Origin of the sequence: Nocardia sp. NPDC060255, assembly GCF_042727395.1 — a bacterium.
Taxonomy (GTDB): Bacteria; Actinomycetota; Actinomycetes; order Mycobacteriales; family Mycobacteriaceae; genus Nocardia.
Map to the genome: position 1 here is coordinate 33,124 of NZ_JBHXAU010000043.1, position 18,626 is coordinate 51,749.

The following is an 18,626-nucleotide window of genomic DNA, read 5'->3' on the forward strand; positions in this document are numbered from 1 at the left end:
TCTGATGCGCCGAGTCGCCGCCGACTTCGGTTTCTGGAGAGCGTTCCGAGACGGGCAGGGGCGTTCGTCGGGACGGGCGCCTCCGGTCTGTTGCGCAACGGCGCGTGACAGGCCGGAACCAGCGACGATGGAGGGGATCGCCGCTGCGCACGGGATCACCGTCGGCGAAGGGGGTCGACGGTGAACTTACTATGGAGTAAGTTTGGTGGTCATAGATCTCTCGAAAGGAAATCGCATGGCCACCAAGGCTGCTCGCCGTGCCGTTATCGTGTCCGGTGCGCGTACGCCGTTCGTGCGTGCGTTCACCGGATACACGCGGATGGATTCCATCGCGCTCGCCGATGCCGCGGTCCGTGGCCTGCTGGAGCGGGCCGGGCTGCCCGGCGCGCAGGTGCAGGCGATCGTGTGGGGCGGGGTCATCCTGCCGAGCGCGGCGCCGAACATCGCCAGGGAGATCGCCCTCGACCTCCGGCTCGATCCGGGTTGCGAGGGATACACGGTGACCAGGGCCTGCGCCTCCGGCCTGCAGGCGGTGACCTCCGCCGCGGCCGCGATCGAGCGCGGCGAATACGACGTCATGATCGCGGGCGGTAGCGATTCCACCTCCAACGCCGAGGTGAAACTGCCGCAGAAGGTGGTGCATGCCGCGGCGCCGCTGGCCCTGGGCAAGCCGAAACCGAAGGACTACCTGTCCGCGGTCGCGCAGCTCGCGCCGTTCACCGATCTGCTGCCGAGCAGGCCGAAGATCGCCGAGCGCACCACCGGCGAGGTAATGGGGGAGTCGGCCGAGAAGATGGCCCGCATCCACGGCATCAGCCGCGCCGATCAGGACGAGTTCGCCGCCCGCTCGCATCATCGCGCGGCCGCGGCCATCGATTCGGGCCGATTCGACGACGAGGTGCTGCGGGTGCGCACCCCCGAGGGCACCGAGATCGACCGCGACGGATTGGTACGCGGCAACACCAGCATCGAAAAACTATCGAAACTCAAGCCGGTATTCGCCGAAAACGGCACGGTGACCGCGGGCAACGCGAGCCCGCTCACCGACGGCGCTTCCGCAGTGCTGCTGATGAGCGAGGAGAAGGCGCTGGAGCTCGGTTATCGGCCGCTCGCCGCCTTCCGCTCCTGGAGCTACGTCAGCGTCGATCCGACCGATCAGGTGCTCATCGGCCCGGCCATCTCCATGCCGCGTGCACTGGACAAGGCCGGAATGTCGTTGAGCGACATCGATTTCGTCGACATCCACGAGGCCTTCGCCGCCCAAACACTATCCGTGCTCGCCGCACTCGCCAGCACCGAATGGGCCAAGTCCCGCCTCGACCGCGACACCCCCGTCGGCGACATCAACATCGACACCCTCAACATCCACGGCGGCTCCGTCTCCCTCGGCCACCCCTTCGGCGCCACCGGCGCCCGAATGGTCACGACCATGGCAAACGAACTCGCCCGCACCGGCAAAAACGCCGCCCTGCTTGGCATCTGCGCCGCAGGCGGCATCGGAGCCTCCGCAGTACTCGAGCGCATCTGACGCCCTGACCCGCCAGCCACCCACCCAAATCCCTCGGCCGCACACGAATTCGCCTGCCGCGAATGAATTCGCTTGCCGCGCATGAATCAGCTGGCGATTTCGTGCGCGGCAGGGTGAAACGCGCGCGTCAGAGGCTGTTCTCTCTCGCGCACGGATTGGCTTGCCGCGCACGAGTTTGCCTGTCGTGCAAGGGTTTGCCTGTGGTGCGCGAATCGGCTGGCGATTTTGTGCGCGGCTGGACGAAACATGGGCGGCGCAGGAGCTTTCGACTCAGCCTGGCTGGGTGGGCCGGGCTGGGTGGAGTGGCGTTACTGCGCGCGTTGCGGGCGGTCCGGGGGGATCACCGGGATTGTGCCGTCTGCGGTGGGGCGGATGCCGTAGCCGGAGTATGTGCGGCGGGCGGGTTGGGGTTTGCGGCCTTCGCTGGCGATGATTCGGAGGCAGGTGTCGTGGTTGGTTTCGCCGGGGAGGGCTTCTCGGCGGAGGCGGAGCATGGCGGACGCGAGATCGATGCCGAGCTCATTCGACAGCCGTACGGCGTCGACATTGGCCATGGCAAACCTCCTGAGCCTGAAGAACATGCGTCCGAAAAGAATTCATTGTCCGAGATGGATCCGTCCTTGACGTACCCACTCGCTCAGCCGGCGAATCCTCGCCTTTCCTGCCGAATAGAAATACATCCCGTGATCTGCCGCACACCGCAGCGTAGGCGAAAACGTGTGCGGGACACCGAGAAGTGTGCGTCAGGCGCGGTAGGTCTCGTGGTGGACGGCTTCGTGCAGCGGACGACCGGTGCGCCAGCCGAATCGTTCCAGGTCGGGAACCTGCTGGAATTCGTGGACGGGACCGACACACAACCAGGCGACCGGGTGGATACCCTCGGGCAGGCCGACGAGGTCGGTGAGGAATTCGGGGTCGTAGAAGGAGACCCAGCCGACGCCGATACCCTCCGCGGTGGCGGCCAGCCAGAGGTTCTGGATCGCGAGCACGGCGGAGTAGACACCGGTTTCGGGAACGGTGGCACGGCCGAGCACCTGCGGCCCGCCGCGACTGTGGTCGTAGCTGACCACGATGCCGGTGCCGCTCTCGACGATGCCCTCGATCTTGATCGGCTCGAAGGTGGCTGCACGCTCCGGCGGCAGCCCGGAACGAAACTCGATCCGCTTGTCCGCCACATGATCAGCGAACTTGCCCAGTGTGCCCGGATCCCGCACCACCACGAAATCCCACGGCTGCGAATTCCCCACGCTCGGCGCCCGATGCGCCGCCTCGAGAATCCGCCACAGCGTCACGTCATCCACCAACTCCCCGGTGAACTCCGCCCGCACATCGCGCCGCACCCGAATAGCCTCGTAAACACTCAACCCGTCAGCACCCACCCACTAACTCAACCACCCACCCCTCGGCAAGCATTCGAGGGGAGTCATATGGTCGCTAAACGATCTTCATGAGCAACCATATGACTCTGCTCGATGACGCCAGCAACCATATGACTCTGCTCGATCACGCCAACAACCATTCGACTCTGCTCGACTCGATGACGCCAGCACCCACGCGACTCGCCTCGTTTCCCCAGCATCTTTGAACCGGACCACAGCCAGTCTTCACGCTGGAACACAAGCGTTGCCCATCACAAGCCGCGGAAGAGCAGGTCGGGTACCCCACCTGACGTGCCCAGCACTACTCCGGTCATCTGATGAACCAGTCGACAACCTTTGAGCCAGCACACCACCGGAGTTCTCTGTGCGTATACCAACCCGGGCCAGTACACAAAAAGACCCTCGGAAAGGTGCACTTATCCGGGCAAGTGCTTCTTAGGGACTCCAGGCGATGACCTGTCCAGTGAGCTGAAGACCTGATCCCATGTTTTCTTGTGAGTAGTGCTGGGCGCGTCGTGTGCCGTACCCGGCTTTAGGTGTGCGTCAGGTGCGTGGTGTCGCGTTTCCGAGGTGGTCATCTGGCTGTGGTTGCGTCACAAGCGCTTTGGATAAGAGCGGGGTGGTCGGCGGCGGTTTCGGTGCGCGATCAACCCCGTCAAACTGGCGGCGGTTTCGGTGCGCGATCAACCTCACCAAGCGGTCCGCGGCGGTTTCGGTGCGCGATCAACCCCACCAGGTGCACTCCGCCCCTGGCATGCCCGAGATCTGCACTCTGTCTCGGGATCGGCACTGGGAATAGGGCCCTAAAGCCGGTGCAGGTCCCGAGAGGGTGCGCAGATTCTGGGTTCGGCGGGGTGAGGTGGGGGCCAGGCGCTCGTGGCGGGGTGCGTACCCGGTTTCGAGCACCGATCCGCACCGTCTCTCGGAACCCGTCCGGCAGTAGGGCCCTGATTCGGGTGTGCGATCCCGACACAGGGTGCCGATTCCGCTGCCCGCGTAGCGAATTGGAAGGTGCTCACCCTTTGTCTAATGCTCACACCGGGTATAGCGGGTGTGCAGGTTTAACAAGGGGTGAGCGGTTCAGCGCCAGTCGTGCGGTACCCAGTTTCACCACAGAATCCGCACTCTCACTTGGGATCAGCACTCGGAATAGGGCCCTAAAGTCGGTGCCGATCCCGAGTGAGGGTGCGGATTTTGCTGCGCGCGGGGGGTGTTGGAGGGTGCTCGCCGTTTGTGTAACCCGCGCAACCCGCACCGGTGTGCGGGTTGCGCAAAGGGTGAGCGGTTCAATGTGGGCCGCTGACTGGTTTGCGGGTGGTTTCGAGATCAGCAGAGTCGGATGGTTGCTGTTGGAGATCCATTGGCGACCATTTGGCTCGACTCGATGAGGTTTGGTGGGGGCCGGAGGCCGAGGGGTTACTTGGTGAGTTGGAGTGTGGGCTTGGTGGGGGTGGGGCGGCGGGTGAGGCGTTTTCTGCCTTCGGCCAGGGCGGTGCGTAGGCCGCGGCGTTTGCCGGTTTCTGGGTCGATGATGGGGCCTGGGGTGCCGGCGAATTTGCGTTCCGAGGCGGTTTCGGGTGCGTCGTCGGCGGTGTCGCGGAGGTACTTGTTGGGCAGTGACAGCTTGAGGATGGTGCGCCAGGCCTTGAAGTACTGCACCGGCAGTGAGCCGGTGGTGTAGGGGAGGTCGTATTTTTCGGCCAGTTCCCTGACCTTCACCGCGATGTCGGCGTACCGGTTGCTCGGCAGGTCGGGGAAGAGGTGGTGTTCGATCTGGTGGCTGAGGTTGCCGGTCATGAAGTGGGTGAGCGGGCCGCCGGAGATGTTGGCGCTGCCGAGCATCTGGCGCAGGTACCACTGGCCCTTGGTTTCGCCGTCGATGTCGGCCTTGGTGAACTTCTCGGCGCCGTCGGGGAAGTGGCCGCAGAAGATCACCGCGTTGGACCAGACGTTGCGGATCGCGTTCGCGGCGAGGTTGGCGGTGAGCGTGGAGAAGAACGCGGGGCCGGTGAGCGCCGGGAAGATCACGTAGTCCTTGACCACCTGCTTGCCCATCTTGGTGAGCGCCTCGGTGCGCTTGCGCTCGAAATCTTCGCGCTCCGGCGTGCCCGGCTTGAACCGGCCTGCGGCCAGCTTGCCGAGCTCCATGTGCTGGATCGCGACGCCGTATTCGAAAAGCAGCTGCAGCACCAGGTTGTAGACCGGATTGCCCAGGTTGAACGGCTTCCACCGCTGATCGCGGGTGACCCGGAGCAGACCGTAGCCGATGTCGTCGTCCATGCCGAGCACGTTGGTGTACTTGTGGTGCAGGTAGTTGTGCGTGTGCTTCCAGTGCTTGGCCGCGCCCGCGTTGTCCCATTCCCAGGTGCTGGAGTGGATTTCCGGATCGTTCATCCAGTCCCACTGCCCGTGCATGGCGTTGTGCCCGATCTCCATGTTCTCGATGATCTTGGCGGTGCTGAGCAGGGCGACGCCGGCCAGCCAGGCGGGCGGTAAGAAGCTGGCGAAAAGCACGCCGCGGCCGCTGATCTCGAGTGCGCGCTGCAGACGGATCACGTTGCGGATGTACCGAGCGTCGCGCGCACCGCGCGAGGCTTCGATATCCCGCCGGATCGCGTCGAATTCCGCGCCGAGTGCTTCCACGTCGGCCTCGGTGAGATGTGCGTATTCCTTGACATCCGAGATCGCCATGGCGGTTACAGTACCGTAAGTTACGAGAGCGTAGGTTACGAGGACCTGAACGCGGATGTGGCAAATCCCCCATTGCGAAGCCGGGTATTTGATGCTAGGCCGGTCGCCTCGACGTTACGGCGTAAAGCCTTCTCTCACAGGGAATTCCGCGCAGCGAAGCCTGCCCGTTCGGTGCTTGATACTGCTCCGTCGAGCGGGTTCGCGCAACTCGTAGCGGCCTCCTCGCGCGCAACCGGCGGCTCAGCTCCCCACTTGCCCTGGAGATATCCGGCCAACCAGCCACTTTGTCGAACTTTTGCCAACCAGACATGTGTCGTTCCGAATATTCACCTAACTTCCAGCGTCCCTGACGAATGGAGTTCGACAATGCGATTATCCAAGGCGTTGCTCACGGCTGTTCTGCTGGCGAGCACCGCACTGGCAGGCGCCGCGCCGCTGGCGCACGCCGACGACCACGAGCGAGTGCGCGTGCTGACCTGGAACATCCTGCACGGTGGCCGTGAGCCCACGCCGGACAATCTGAACGACCTGATCGATCAGGTGATCGACATCAAGCCGGACGTGTTCTTCGCCGTGGAGACCTACGGCTCCGGCGAAACCATCACCGATGCGCTGACTCGCCGCGCGCACAACGGCCGCTACACCGGGGTGAAGATCACCGACCGCCCCGCCGGGTCGGACAACCTGTGGATCTTCACCAAGTACGAGGTCGTCGCGACCTACCCGAAGCCGCAGGGCGGCCCGGTGAGCGACTTCAATCTCGGCGGCGTGCGGGTGCGGGTGCCGCACGACGGCGAGCTGAATCTGTTCGCGACCTGGCTCACCTACACCGATCCGTGGGACGGCTATCTGATCGACGAGAACGCGATCGACCGCCGCGACGGTCGCGAACCGCGGCACTCCGTCGCCACCGTCGTGCAGGCGGAACGTGCACAGACGCAATACATCACCGATATCGTGCACAACCAGATCCCGAGGATGCTCGGCGGCAATACCGCACCGGTGCTGATGGGCGGTGACTTCAACACGCTGCCCGGCGCGGATTGGACGCCGAGCCAGGCGAACTGTCCCAACCACTTCGGGCTGAGCTATCCGCTGACCGCCACCAAGGCCGTCACCGACGCGGGGTTCGTCGACACGTTCCGCGCGGCCAACCCGGATGTCTGTGCCGTCCCCGGCCGCACCTGGAGCCCGCTCCCCACCGAGAAGCTGCTCACCGATCAGCGGATCGATTTCCTCTTCGCCAAGGGCAAGGTCGAAACGCGCGGGGCCCGCGTGGTGGACCAGCGCATGCGGCGGCACGGTCCCGGAGTGTTCTACTCCGATCATGCCGCCGTCGTCAGCGACCTGAAGGTGCGCTGGTGATTTCCTGACGGCGAGGGCCGGTACTCCGCCCGAGTACCGGCCCTCGACTGTTCAGTTCACTGACGACGGCGTGTGCGCCGCAACGAGGCCCGCTGCCGCACGGCCTTGCGGCGCAGCGAAGCCTGCTCGGTGCGCGCCCGTTCCTGCAGCGCCACGGTGGCCTCGCGCAGCGCCTCCTTCTCGTGCTCGGCCTTCTCGCGCAGCGCGCGCTTGGCCTCGCGCAGCATTTCCTTCTCCTGCCGCGCCTTCTCCTTGAGCACCACCTTGGCCTCGCGCATCGCCGAGCGCAGGCCGCGCCGCTGCCCGGTTTCCGGATCGACGCCGAGCCAGCTCGCGGTGTCCGAACTCGGCAGCGACGGCAGGGTGATGCCGGCGAACTTGCGTTCCGAGGAGGTCTCGGGCGCGTTGTCGGCGGTGGCCTTCAGGAAACGGTCCGGCAGGGCGAGCTTGTGGATGGTCCGGAAGGCGAGCAGGTACTGCTTGCCGAGCGAGCCGGTGGTGTAGGGCAGGTCGTACTTGTCGCACAGTTCGCGTACCCGCACCGCGATCTCCGGGTACCGGTTGCTCGGCAGGTCCGGGAACAGGTGGTGTTCGATCTGGTAGCAGAGGTTGCCGCTCATGAACGCCATCGCGGGCCCGGCCTTGAAGTTGGCGCTGCCGAGCATCTGCCGCAGGTACCACTCGCCGCTGGTCTCGCCCTCGAGCTGCTCGATGGTGAATTTCTCGGCGCCGTCGGGAAAGTGACCGCAGAAGATCACCGCGTAGGCCCACAGGTTGCGGGCCAGGTTGGCGGTCGCGTTCGCCTTCAGCGTCGACATGAACGCCGGGCCGGTGAGCGCCGGATAGAACAGGAAGTCCTTGCCCACCTGGCGGGTGATCTTGCGGCCGAACTCGCGGTTCGGCTCCGACTTCCACCCGGGTGGAGTTCCCGCGAGCTCCTTCTCGATGCTCCAGTCGTGCAGCGCGATGCCCCACTCGAAGGTGGCGGCCAGCACCAGGTTGGCCAGCGGCTGCACCAGGTGGATCGGGCGCCATGTCTCGTCGCGGGTCATCCGCAGGATGCCGAAGCCGAGGTCCTCGTCCTTGCCGAGCACGTTGGTATAGGTGTGATGGGAGTAGTTGTGCGCCCGCCGCCATTGCGACGACGGCCCGGTCTGATCCCACTCCCAGGTGCTGGAGTGGATCTCCGGATCGTTCATCCAGTCCCACTGCCCGTGGCTGATGTTGTGCCCGAGCTCCATGTTCTCGACGATCTTGGCGACGGACAGCATCGCGGTACCGGTGAGCCAGGCCCAGCGATTGCGGCTGCCGAACAGCACCGCCCGCCCGGCCATCTCGAGTGCGCGTTGCGCGGCGATGGTGCGTCGAATGTATTTCGCGTCACGCTCGCCGCGTGACTGCTCCACCGAGCGGCGGATCGAATCGAGCTCCTGCCCCAGTGTTTCGATGTCTGCCGCAGTCAGGTGGGCGAACGCCTGAATATCGGTGATTGCCACCGGGTGTCCTTTCGCTGCTCAATTTGATTTGAGGGTACCCAAAGAACGTCGGCGCCGTCCCGAGCCGAGGCCCGGGGCACGCTCAGACGTCAAGGGTGCAGTCGCCCGCCGCGGCGGAAATGCAGGTCTGCACCTTGTCGCCCTCGCGATGCTCGTCACCGTTGCGCAGGTCACGTACGTGCCCGGAACTCAGTGTCACGACACAGGTTTGGCAGATGCCCATCCGGCAACCGAACGGCATCTGCACGCCCGCCGACTCGCCCGCCTCCAGCAGGCTGGTCGCGCCGTCGACCTCGGTGCTGCGGCCGGTCTTGCCGAAGGTGACCGTGCCGCCCTCGCCGACCGCGGATCGCGCGATCTCGAACCGCTCCACGTGCAGCCGGTCCGCGACGCCCGCGTCGCGCCAGTGGTGTTCGATCTCGTCCAGCATCGCGGCCGGTCCGCAGGCCCAGGTCTGCCGCTCGCGCCAGTCGGGGAACTTCTCGTCGAGCCCGGCCAGCGCGAACTTGCCGTGCTCGCCGGTGAGGTTCAGGTGCGAGGTGAAACTCGGATGCCGATCGTGCAGGTCGCGCAGCTCGGCGCCGAACATCACGTCCTCGGCGGTGCGCGCGGAATGCAGGTGCTGCACATCAGTGACCATGTCGCGCCGGTCCATCGACCGCAGCATCGCCAGCACCGGGGTGATGCCGCTGCCCGCGGTGAGGAACAGCACCTTCTCCGGCGGCGGGTAGGGCAGCACGAATCCGCCCTGCGGCGCGGCCAGCCGCACCACGGTGCCGACCGGGACACCGCTGACCAGGTGGCTGGACAGGAAGCCCTCCGGCATCGCCTTCACCGCGATGGAGATGACGCGCTTGCCGCCCGCCTCCGGGTCCGACCAGTTCGGCGGACAGGTCAGCGAGTAGGACCGCCAGTGCCAGCGGCCGTCGATCAGCACGCCGATGCCGATGTATTGGCCCGGCTCGTATTTGAAGTCGAAGCCCCAGCCCGGCTTGATCACCAGGGTGGCCGAATCCGCGGTCTCCTTGCGCACGTCGACGATGCGACCGCGCAGCTCGCGGGCCGACCACAGCGGGTTGGCCAAATGCAGATAGTCATCCGGCAGCAGGGGAGTGGTGACGCGTGCCACGGCCCCGCGCAGCACGTTCAGTCTGCCGCCGCGCTCGGCGACAGCGGCGGCCGGAGCCTCCAGCCACTCTCGCACGCCCCGCACGGAGAATCCCCCAGTTTTCGAGCTCATCGCTGCCGTTCGTCTTCCTGTTGGTCGGATGCGCTGCCCACGCAACAGCCAGGTTACGGCATCGTAGGTTAGCTGACGTGTCGTGGCCGTCACCCTTATCATCCCGGCTGATCGGCCGGCCGTCACTAGGCCCGTGCGATAAGGGAACGTCAGAGCAGTTCGAGCAGGAACGGCAATTCCTGCGCGGCGTACCAGGCCAGCTGGTGATCCTCGGCGTCGCCGAGCACGAACTCGGCGTCGGTGTCGCCGAGGTCGGCGGCGTCCACCACGTCGACGGCCTTGGCCACCTCGGGCTCGGCCTCCGCCAGGTCGACGTGCACGCAGCCGATCTGGTCGTAGCTGATCGGTCCGGCCAGCTTGACGACGGCGTCGTCGAGGTCGGGGCGCAGCTTCGCCCCGGTCACGTCGGCGGCGATCACCGCGCGCCGATACACCGGCCGGCCGGACGCGGCCGGCTCGGCGTCGTCGGCCGGTTCGTCGGTCCCGTCGCGTTCGGCGGCGAGCAGGCGCAGCGAGGCGCGTGCGGCCTCGCCCATCGCGACCTCGGCGAGCTCCTCGTCGTCGCCGGAGGCATAGGCCTCGCGCAGCGCCGGGGTCACCGCGAACGCGGTGCCGCCGAGCGGGTGCAGCTCCCGGTTGGTGACGAGCTCGCGCAGCATCGGCACCGTCGCGGGGATATAGACCCGCAGGCGCGGAGCCTGCGGAGCGCCCCGAGGGCGCAAGTTCTCCTGATCAGACGCAGGCACCGAGCATCTCCTCCATGGAATCGCGCACCGACGCGGCCAGCACGCCGATGTCGGCCATCGCGTCGCGGTCGGCGTTGAGTCCGTAGAAAACCCGTCCGTCATAGGACGTGATCCCGATGCTCGAGGCCTGATTGCGCAGCAGCGGCGACACCGGATACATCTCCAGCATCCGCGCGCCGCCGATGAACATCGGAGTCTGCGGACCTGGTGCGTTGGTGATCACCAGATTGAAAGTGTGTTCTGCGAAGGTACTCGCCGCACGCACGCTCATGGCATGCAGGCTCGCCGGAGCGAACCCGGCCAGATGCACCAGCGTGCGCGCGCGAACGCCGCGATGCTGCCTGCCGTTGGCCTCGGTGGCGTGCGCGATATGCGAAAGACGCATCACCGGATTGGGCTCGCCGACCGGCAGATCGATCAGGAACGAGGACACCTCGCTCGCCGGTTTCAGCTGATCCCCGTCCGCCCCTTCGACATACACCGACATCGGCACCACCGCGCGCAGCGTGGTCGACTCGGTGAGGCCCTCGCCGCGCGAGAGCAGCCAGTTGCGCAGCGCGCCGGAGACCACCGCGAGGATGACGTCGTTGATCGAGCAGTTGAAGCGCTTGCGGATCTTGCGGTAGTCCTCCAGGTCGGTACTCACCACGTCGAAGCGGCGATTGCGCGAGGTGCGCGCGTTCAACGGGCTGTCCGGCGCGCCGGTCGTCGCGGCGCGTACGGCGGAGACCACCGAGTCCATCGCCCGGCCCGCGGCGCCGATCACCGCGAAGGCGTGCCCGCTCGCATGCCTGGCCACCTCCAGGGCTTCGCGCGGCTGGGCGGCCAGGTGTGTCAAGGCCCCAACGAGCAATTCCAGCTCGTTGGGTTCGCGCGGCGCGAGCCACGCGTCGTCGGCGAGCTCGCGCGGCGACGGGCCGGTATCGAGGATCACGTGGCCGATCTCCAGCGCGGTGTCCCCGTCGACCAGGGCCGAATGCGTCTTGGTGAAGATCGCGCAGCGGTCGTCGGACAGGCCCTCGATCAGGTACATCTCCCACAGCGGCCTGGTCTGATCCAGCGGCCGGGAGGCCAGCCTGGCCACCAGTTCGTGCAGTTGCTCATCGGTGCCCGGAGTGGGCAGGGCGGAGCGGCGGATGTGATAGGTGATGTCGAAGTGGCTGTCCTCCACCCACACCGGGCGGCCGAGGGCGAACGGGATCTCGCGCACCTTACGGCGATAGCGGGGGACCAGCGAGAGCCTGGCGTCGACCAGATCGACCAGGCGGTCGTAGTCGAGCACCGGTTCGGCGATGCCGCTGCCCGGCTCGGTGTTCCGGAGGATGGCGAGGGAGCCGATGTGGATCGGATTGCTGCTCGACTCGAGCCGATAGAACGACGCGTCCTGCGGCGTCAGTCTCGTGATCACGCTGCCCGGTGCTCCTTTTCGATGCCGCCTCACGCCCATTGTGCTGTTGCCACCGGGATTCAGCTGCTCCGTTGTGGCGTATCCGGTGAAATCGGCGATCCCCTTTACCCACCCCGGCTCGGCGTGGCAAGCTGTTCGACTCGAGCACGGGGAACTCGATTCGATCACAGGGGGACACCGGATGCACAGTCGACGACCATCGCTTTCGCCCGCGCCGCGGCTCGAGCCGCCGCTGGATGGTGATCGGCCGGGTCGCGGTCGGTCGGAGGCGTTGTCGCCGCGAGCCGCGCTGCCCTGCCGTCGCATGCCGTCACATAGCGGGCCGACCGATCGGGTGGCCCAGCGACGCGCCCGGCACGACGGACGTCTTACATCGTACGGCACCGACGGTGAAACAGGTTCCGCGGCAAGTCGATTCGCTGAAAGTTCGCTGCGGCTGGTGCTGGAGGTGCTGGACGGCAAGCGCTCGGTGGTGCAACTGCGCAGGCTCGCCGCACCGTCGGTGCTCGCCGCCATCGAGACGCTCGCGCGCACCGCGCCACCGGGGCACGGACTCGGTCCGGCGCATCTGACCAAACTGGGGATCGAGCTGACCGGCCCCAACTCCGCCGAGGTGTACGGCAGCTACCAGCGCGGACCCCGGGTGTTCGCGGTCGCCGCGTGCGTGGTGCTGCACCGGGCGGGCTGGCAGCTGACCGCGTTCCGCGTACTGTGAGTACCAGGGCGGACGACACGGCCACGCGCTGATCCGGCCGAACGGCGCTGCTCGTCGGCACCTACGATCGGCACCGCATTACCATGGGGCGTGCAGCGGATTCCGCACTCGGAGCGCGAACCCGCACGCCGGCCGTGAGTCCCACCCCGCGGCCCGGCGCCGACGACACGAAATGACACACCGACCAGAGGACTGACGAGACCCGTGCCTGCGCTGACACTGACGAGGTTGCTACGGATTGGTGAAGGTCGCATGGTCAAGCGGCTCGCCAACTTCGCCGATCAGGTTCTCGACCTCGAGTCGGAGTACGAGCTACTCACCGACGACGAACTGCGCGGCAAGACCGACGAGTTCCGCGAGCGGTACTCGGACATGGTCGAGGAGGGGCACGCGGACCCGCTCGGCGCGCTGATGGCCGAGGCGTTCGCGGTGGCCCGCGAGGCGTCCTGGCGCGTGCTGAACCAGAAGCACTACAAGGTGCAGATCATGGGCGGCGCCGCGCTGCACACCGGCAACATCGCCGAGATGAAGACCGGTGAGGGCAAGACGCTCACCTCGGTGCTGCCCGCCTACCTGAACGCGATCAGCGGCGACGGCGTGCACATCGTCACCACCAACGACTACCTGGCCAAGCGCGACTCCGAGTGGATGGGCCGCGTGCACCGCTTCCTCGGGCTCGAGATCGGCGCGATCCTCGGCGGCATGACGCCCGCGCAGCGCCGGGTGGCCTACGGCGCCGACATCACCTACGGCACCAACAACGAGTTCGGCTTCGACTACCTGCGCGACAACATGACGCACTCGCTGGACGATCTGGTGCAGCGCGGGCACAACTTCGCCGTGGTCGACGAGGTCGACTCCATCCTGATCGACGAGGCGCGCACGCCGCTGATCATCTCCGGCCCGGCCGACGCCTCCAGCAAGTGGTACGCCGAATTCGCGCGTATCGCACCGCTGTTGAAGAAGGACCTGCACTACGAGGTCGACATCAAGAAGCGCACCATCGGCGTGCACGAGGCGGGCGTCGAGTTCATCGAGGATCAGCTCGGCATCGACAACCTCTACGAGGCCGCCAACTCGCCGCTGGTCAGTTACGTGAACAACGCGATCAAGGCCAAGGAGCTGTACTCGCGCGACAAGGACTACATCGTCCGCGACGGCGAGGTCATCATCGTCGACGAGTTCACCGGCCGCATCCTGGTCGGGCGTCGCTACAACGAGGGCATGCACCAGGCGATCGAGGCCAAGGAAGGGGTGGAGATCCAGCCGGAGAACCAGACCCTGGCCACCATCACCCTGCAGAACTACTTCCGCCTCTACGACAAGCTGTCCGGCATGACCGGTACCGCCGAGACCGAGGCGGCCGAGCTGCACCAGATCTACAGCCTGGGCGTGGTGCCGATCCCGACGAACAAGCCGATGATCCGCGCGGACCAGTCCGACCTGATCTACAAGACCGAAGAGGCCAAGTTCGCGGCCGTGGTCGACGACGTCACCGAGCGGCACGAGCGGGACCAGCCGGTGCTGATCGGTACCACCAGCGTCGAGCGCTCGGAGTACCTGTCCAAGCAGTTCACCAAGCGCGGCATCGCGCACACCGTGTTGAACGCGAAGTTCCACGAGAAGGAAGCCGAGATCATCGCCGAGGCCGGTCGGCCGGGCGCGGTGACCGTGGCGACCAACATGGCCGGTCGTGGTACCGACGTCGTGCTCGGCGGCAACCCGGACATCATCGCCGACATCATCCTGCGCCGCGAGGGCCTCGATCCGGTCGAGACGCCGGACGCCTACCAGCAGGCCTGGCTGCCGACGCTGGAGCAGGTCAAGGCGCAGACGTCGGCGGACGCGGAGATCGTTCGCGACGCCGGTGGTCTCTACGTGCTCGGCACCGAGCGGCACGAGTCGCGTCGTATCGACAACCAGCTGCGTGGTCGTTCCGGCCGTCAGGGCGACCCGGGCGAGTCCCGGTTCTACCTGTCGCTGGGTGACGAGCTGATGCGCCGCTTCAACGGCGCCGCGCTCGAGTCGATCATGACCAGACTCAACCTGCCCGACGATGTGCCGATCGAGGCCAAGATGGTCTCCAAGGCGATCAAGAGCGCGCAGACCCAGGTCGAGCAGCAGAACTTCGAGATCCGCAAGAACGTGCTCAAGTACGACGAGGTGATGAACCAGCAGCGCACCATCATCTACGGCGAGCGCAACCGGATCCTGCGTGGCGAGGACATGGAGGGCCAGGTCCAGAGCATGATCACCGACGTGGTCACCGCCTACGTCAACGGCGCGACCGCCGAGGGCTACGTCGAGGACTGGGATCTGGACAAGCTGTGGACGGCGCTCAAGACGCTGTACCCGGTCAAGGTCAGTTACAAGGAACTGACCGGTGAGACCGCGGTCGGCGAGGCGGGTGACCTGGGCCGCGAGGAGCTGCTCGAGGCGCTGCTCGACGACGCGCACGAGGCCTACGAGCGGCGCGAGGCCGAGATCGACGGGCTGGCCGGCGAGGGCAGCATGCGCAATCTCGAACGGCAGGTGCTGCTTTCGGTGCTCGACCGCAAGTGGCGCGAGCACCTCTACGAGATGGACTACCTCAAGGAGGGCATCGGCCTGCGGGCGATGGCGCAGCGCGACCCACTGGTCGAGTACCAGCGTGAGGGCTTCGACATGTTCGCGGCGATGCTCGAGGGCCTGAAGGAGGAGTCGGTCGGCTTCCTGTTCAACCTGCAGGTCGAGGTGCAGCAGCCGCAGCCCGAAGGCGTCGCGGTCGATCCGGGCCTGCGTTCGCCGGTCGGCGCGATGGCCGCGCCGCGTCCGCTGCCCACCGACGAGGCCCCGCTGCCCAACGGCAACGGCGCCCCGGCGGCGTTGCGCGCCAAGGGCATCGACTCCGGCAGCCAGCGTGGCCTGAGCTACTCGGGCCCCGACGAGGGTGGGCACCGCGAGGTGCACAGCGACGCCGAGGAGTACGGCGACGGCACCACCCGCCGCGAGCGCCGCGAGGCCGCCCGCGCGCAGGACAAGACGAGGCGCGCCCCCAAGCCGCGTCGCCGCCACTGATTGAACGCAAAGGCGCCCAGGGACTCCGGTCCCTGGGCGCCTTTGCGTTCCTGGACAGGACGGCCGGTAGGGCCACCTTTGCGCTGGAACCCGCCCGTAGCCTGTCGAACAGGCGTAGTTTCGGCGCTCGTGGACCGAAGCACAGTTGAGGCATGGGTCGGCGAATACGAACGGGCCTGGCGATCGCCGGGGACCGAGCAACTCGGCGACCTCTTCGCCCCCGACATCGGATACCAGGTCTCCCCCTGGGCGGAACCGCTCACGGGGTTACCGGCGCTGGCGAAATTCTGGGAAACCGGACGCGACAGCCCGAATGAGTCGTTCACCATCGAGCCCGAAGTCGTTGCCGTGGAAGGACTTACCGCAGTAGTCCGGGCGGAGGTCGAGTACCCCGATCAACCCGCCCGCTGGCGCGATCTATGGGTGCTGCGCTTCGATCAGGACGGGCGCTGCACGTGGTTCGAAGAGTGGCCCTTCGCTCCCGGCCAGCCCGACGGACAGGAACAATCCAGCGCGGCGCTGTCCGGCTGAGTGAGGTTGGGGAACGTCCTCACCTGTGTCGAAGCCGTGATCCGGCCGCTAGTCGACCGGCCGCGGAGCATTGTTGGTCTGCCAGTGGTCGTTGGCGTTCAGCGCGGTGAGCAGCAGGCGGATGGCGGCCACCCGGCGCTCTTTGCCGGGCAGTTTGTCCAGTGCGCACTCGGGGTCGGCGGGCGGGCCGAGGTGGGTGCAGCCGCGCGGGCAGTCCTCGATGGCGGCGGCGAGGTCGCTGAAGGCGGCGACCACGTCGTCGGGGGTGATGTGGGCCAGGCCGAAGGAGCGGATGCCCGGAGTGTCGATGACCCAGCCGCCGCCGGGCAGCGGCAGGGCGACGGACTGGGTGGACGTGTGCTTGCCCTTGCCGACGCCGGACACCTCGCCGACGGCCCGATACGCGTCTGGCACAAGGCGATTCACCAACGTGGACTTGCCGACGCCGGAGTGACCGATGAACGCGGTGAGGCGACCGGTGAGCAGCTCGAGCACCGGCTGCAGCGGGTCGTCGACGCCGCCGTAAACGATGGTGAGGTCGAGATCCTCGAAGGCGGAAGCGAATTCGGACTCGGCGGCCAGATCGTGCTTGGTCAGGCACAGCACCGGGTGCAGCCCGCCGGCATACGCGGCCACCATGCAGCGCTCGACGAATCCGGTGCGCGGCGGCGGGTCGGCCAGGGCGACGACCATGAACAGCTGCTCGGCGTTGCCGACGACGATCCGCTCGAACGGATCGGTGTCATCGGCGGTGCGCCGCAACACCGTTCGGCGTTCGGTGACCCGCACGATGCGGGCCAGCGAATCGGGCCGGCCGGACAGATCGCCGACCACATCCACCTCGTCGCCGACCACGATGGGCGTGCGGCCGAGCTCCCTGGCGCGCATGGCGACGATGTGCTTGCTCGGATCGCCGCCGAGTACGCAACCCCAGCGGCCGCGGTCCACCGAGACCACCATGGCGGATTCCGCATCACTGTGCTGCGGACGGGTTTTCGTGCGCGGACGCGAACTCTTGCCCGGGCGTACCCGGACGTCGGATTCGTCGTACTCGCGCTTCCTCAGTGCGCCGCTCCTTGATCGGAGATCGTCGGATCGAGCAGGTGTTCCCACAGCGCAACAAAATTCGGCAAAGTCTTGGCCGTTGTGCCGATGTCCTCGATCTCGATCCCGGGCACCCGCAGCCCGAGAATCGCTCCGGCCGTTGCCATTCGGTGGTCGGCGTAGGAATGCCAACGGCCACCGTGCAATTCGGCGGGCACGATCTCGAGCCCGTCCTCGGTCTCGGTGACCTTGCCGCCGAGCCGGTTGATCTCGGTGGACAGCGCGGCGAGCCGGTCGGTCTCGTGGCCGCGCAGATGCGCGATGCCGCGCAGGTGCGACGGGGAGTCGGCCAGCGCGGCCAGCGCCGCGACCGTCGGCGTCAGTTCGCCTACATCGTGCAGGTCGATGTCGATGCCCGCCAGGCGATCGGGACCGTGCACGGTCAGCACGCCGTCGAAAACGCGCGCTTCGGCGCCCATCCGCACCAGGATTTCGCGGATCACGTCGCCGGGCTGGGTGGTGAGCCGCGGCCAGTGCGGGATCTTGACCTCGCCGCCGGTGACCGCGGCGGCCGCCAGGAACGGCGTCGCGTTGGACAGATCCGGCTCCACGTCCCAATCCACCGCGCGGATCGGGCCCGGCGCCACCTGCCAGGTCTGCGCGAGGCGGCTGTGTTCGGGCGCCTGCACCTGCACATCGGCGCGGCGCAGCATCTCCACGGTCATCTCGATGTGCGGCATCGAGGGCAGCGCCTTGCCGTCGTGATGCACGATCAGGCCCTCGTCGAACCGCGCCGCCGACAGCAGCAGGCCGGAAACGAACTGCGAGGACCCGGAAGCGTCGATGGTCACCGTGCCGCCGCGCAGCGCGCCCTTGCCGTGCACGGTGAACGGCAGCGTGTTGCCGTCGATATCGGCACCGAGGCTGCGCAGCGCGTCCAAGATGGTGCTGAGCGGGCGAACCCTGGCCTGCGCGTCACCGTCGAAGGCGACATCGCCCGCGGCGAGCGCGGCCACCGACGGCAGGAAGCGCATCACGGTGCCCGCGAGTCCGCAGTCGACGCTGGCACCTTGCAGCGGAGCGGGGGTCACGGTCAGCGTGTCCGCATCACCCTCGATGCTTGTGCCGAGCGCCCGCAACGCGGCGATCATCAGATTCGTATCGCGGCTGCGCAACGCACCGGACAGCGTCGAAGGACCGTCGGCCAAGGCGGCCAAGATCAATGCCCGGTTCGTGATCGACTTCGATCCAGGCAGGGTCACGGTCGCGTGCACCGGGACATCGACATAGGGCGCTGGCCAGAAACTCACGAGGCTAGCTTAATTGGCCGCGTGGCCGCGGCGTGGTTCGCGGCCCCTTAGTCTCGCGTCCGAGCGGTCGAGACTCGCGCCTGCGGCGCATGCGCTTCGACCTGTCTCTTATACAC

General features: G+C 66.9%; 14 protein-coding genes. 5 read left to right on the top strand and 9 right to left on the bottom strand.

Going from position 1 to position 18,626, the window contains the following annotated elements; all coding sequences use genetic code 11:
* Positions 1-235: 235 nt before the first annotated feature.
* Positions 236-1,528, top strand: a complete 1,293-nt coding sequence (locus tag ACFWF1_RS42420) for an acetyl-CoA C-acyltransferase (protein WP_379285604.1) — start codon at positions 236-238, stop codon at positions 1,526-1,528.
* Between the two features lie 308 nt (positions 1,529-1,836).
* On the opposite strand, the gene ACFWF1_RS42425 is transcribed toward ACFWF1_RS42420, so the two are convergent.
* From ACFWF1_RS42425 to ACFWF1_RS42435, 3 genes are all read right to left on the bottom strand, one after another.
* Positions 1,837-2,082 carry a hypothetical protein gene (locus ACFWF1_RS42425; RefSeq protein ID WP_379285602.1) on the bottom strand — a complete coding sequence of 82 codons (246 nt, stop codon included), beginning with the start codon at positions 2,080-2,082 and terminating at the stop codon, positions 1,837-1,839.
* Between the two features lie 189 nt (positions 2,083-2,271).
* The gene (gene bluB / locus ACFWF1_RS42430) at positions 2,272-2,892 is read right to left on the bottom strand and encodes a 5,6-dimethylbenzimidazole synthase (protein ID WP_379285600.1); all 621 of its coding nucleotides are present in this window, start codon (positions 2,890-2,892) and stop codon (positions 2,272-2,274) included.
* 1,431 nt (positions 2,893-4,323) lie between these two features.
* A complete protein-coding gene (locus tag ACFWF1_RS42435) occupies positions 4,324-5,598 on the bottom strand; it encodes a fatty acid desaturase family protein (RefSeq protein ID WP_379285598.1) in 1,275 nt (424 codons plus the stop codon).
* A 366-nt stretch (positions 5,599-5,964) separates the two neighbouring features.
* Between ACFWF1_RS42435 and ACFWF1_RS42440 the strand changes: the two genes are divergently transcribed.
* Positions 5,965-6,963, top strand: coding sequence for an endonuclease/exonuclease/phosphatase family protein (locus tag ACFWF1_RS42440; RefSeq protein WP_379285596.1), 999 nt, complete (start codon positions 5,965-5,967; stop codon positions 6,961-6,963).
* 56 nt (positions 6,964-7,019) lie between these two features.
* On the opposite strand, the gene ACFWF1_RS42445 is transcribed toward ACFWF1_RS42440, so the two are convergent.
* The 4 genes from ACFWF1_RS42445 to ACFWF1_RS42460 form a co-directional block, all read right to left on the bottom strand.
* Positions 7,020-8,459 carry a fatty acid desaturase gene (locus ACFWF1_RS42445; RefSeq protein WP_379285595.1) on the bottom strand — a complete coding sequence of 480 codons (1,440 nt, stop codon included), beginning with the start codon at positions 8,457-8,459 and terminating at the stop codon, positions 7,020-7,022.
* Between the two features lie 82 nt (positions 8,460-8,541).
* Entirely contained in the window at positions 8,542-9,699 is a 1,158-nt protein-coding gene (locus tag ACFWF1_RS42450) for a ferredoxin reductase (protein ID WP_379285593.1), read from the bottom strand.
* 149 nt (positions 9,700-9,848) lie between these two features.
* Positions 9,849-10,358 carry a DUF6912 family protein gene (locus ACFWF1_RS42455; RefSeq protein ID WP_379285755.1) on the bottom strand — a complete coding sequence of 170 codons (510 nt, stop codon included), beginning with the start codon at positions 10,356-10,358 and terminating at the stop codon, positions 9,849-9,851.
* 73 nt (positions 10,359-10,431) lie between these two features.
* The gene (locus ACFWF1_RS42460) at positions 10,432-11,853 is read right to left on the bottom strand and encodes a wax ester/triacylglycerol synthase family O-acyltransferase (RefSeq protein ID WP_379285592.1); all 1,422 of its coding nucleotides are present in this window, start codon (positions 11,851-11,853) and stop codon (positions 10,432-10,434) included.
* A 304-nt stretch (positions 11,854-12,157) separates the two neighbouring features.
* Between ACFWF1_RS42460 and ACFWF1_RS42465 the strand changes: the two genes are divergently transcribed.
* From ACFWF1_RS42465 to ACFWF1_RS42475, 3 genes are all read left to right on the top strand, one after another.
* The gene (locus ACFWF1_RS42465) at positions 12,158-12,568 is read left to right on the top strand and encodes an Rv3235 family protein (RefSeq protein WP_379285590.1); all 411 of its coding nucleotides are present in this window, start codon (positions 12,158-12,160) and stop codon (positions 12,566-12,568) included.
* Positions 12,569-12,772: 204 nt separating this feature from the next.
* Entirely contained in the window at positions 12,773-15,625 is a 2,853-nt protein-coding gene (gene secA / locus ACFWF1_RS42470; protein WP_379285588.1) for a preprotein translocase subunit SecA, read from the top strand.
* Positions 15,626-15,754: 129 nt separating this feature from the next.
* Positions 15,755-16,156 carry a YybH family protein gene (locus tag ACFWF1_RS42475; protein ID WP_379285587.1) on the top strand — a complete coding sequence of 134 codons (402 nt, stop codon included), beginning with the start codon at positions 15,755-15,757 and terminating at the stop codon, positions 16,154-16,156.
* Between the two features lie 48 nt (positions 16,157-16,204).
* Here the strand turns inward: ACFWF1_RS42475 and rsgA are convergent, their stop codons facing one another.
* Together rsgA and aroA are read right to left on the bottom strand one after the other, a co-directional pair.
* The gene (rsgA, locus tag ACFWF1_RS42480) at positions 16,205-17,221 is read right to left on the bottom strand and encodes a ribosome small subunit-dependent GTPase A (protein ID WP_379285753.1); all 1,017 of its coding nucleotides are present in this window, start codon (positions 17,219-17,221) and stop codon (positions 16,205-16,207) included.
* On the bottom strand, positions 17,218-18,510 hold the full coding sequence (gene aroA, locus ACFWF1_RS42485; protein WP_379285585.1) for a 3-phosphoshikimate 1-carboxyvinyltransferase: 1,293 nt from the start codon (positions 18,508-18,510) through the stop codon (positions 17,218-17,220). Before aroA ends, rsgA begins: the two co-directional genes overlap by 4 nt.
* Positions 18,511-18,626 lie beyond the last annotated feature (116 nt).

Bases quoted from the DNA above. Each gene is read 5' to 3' on its own strand.
- ACFWF1_RS42420 (WP_379285604.1), top strand. From the start codon at position 236: ATGGCCACCAAGGCTGCTCGCCGTGCCGTTATCGTGTCCGGTGCGCGT.
- ACFWF1_RS42425 (WP_379285602.1), bottom strand. From the start codon at position 2,082: ATGGCCAATGTCGACGCCGTACGGCTGTCGAATGAGCTCGGCATCGAT.
- ACFWF1_RS42435 (WP_379285598.1), bottom strand. From the start codon at position 5,598: ATGGCGATCTCGGATGTCAAGGAATACGCACATCTCACCGAGGCCGAC.
- ACFWF1_RS42440 (WP_379285596.1), top strand. From the start codon at position 5,965: ATGCGATTATCCAAGGCGTTGCTCACGGCTGTTCTGCTGGCGAGCACC.
- ACFWF1_RS42450 (WP_379285593.1), bottom strand. From the start codon at position 9,699: ATGAGCTCGAAAACTGGGGGATTCTCCGTGCGGGGCGTGCGAGAGTGG.
- ACFWF1_RS42455 (WP_379285755.1), bottom strand. From the start codon at position 10,358: ATGCTGCGCGAGCTCGTCACCAACCGGGAGCTGCACCCGCTCGGCGGC.
- ACFWF1_RS42465 (WP_379285590.1), top strand. From the start codon at position 12,158: ATGCCGTCACATAGCGGGCCGACCGATCGGGTGGCCCAGCGACGCGCC.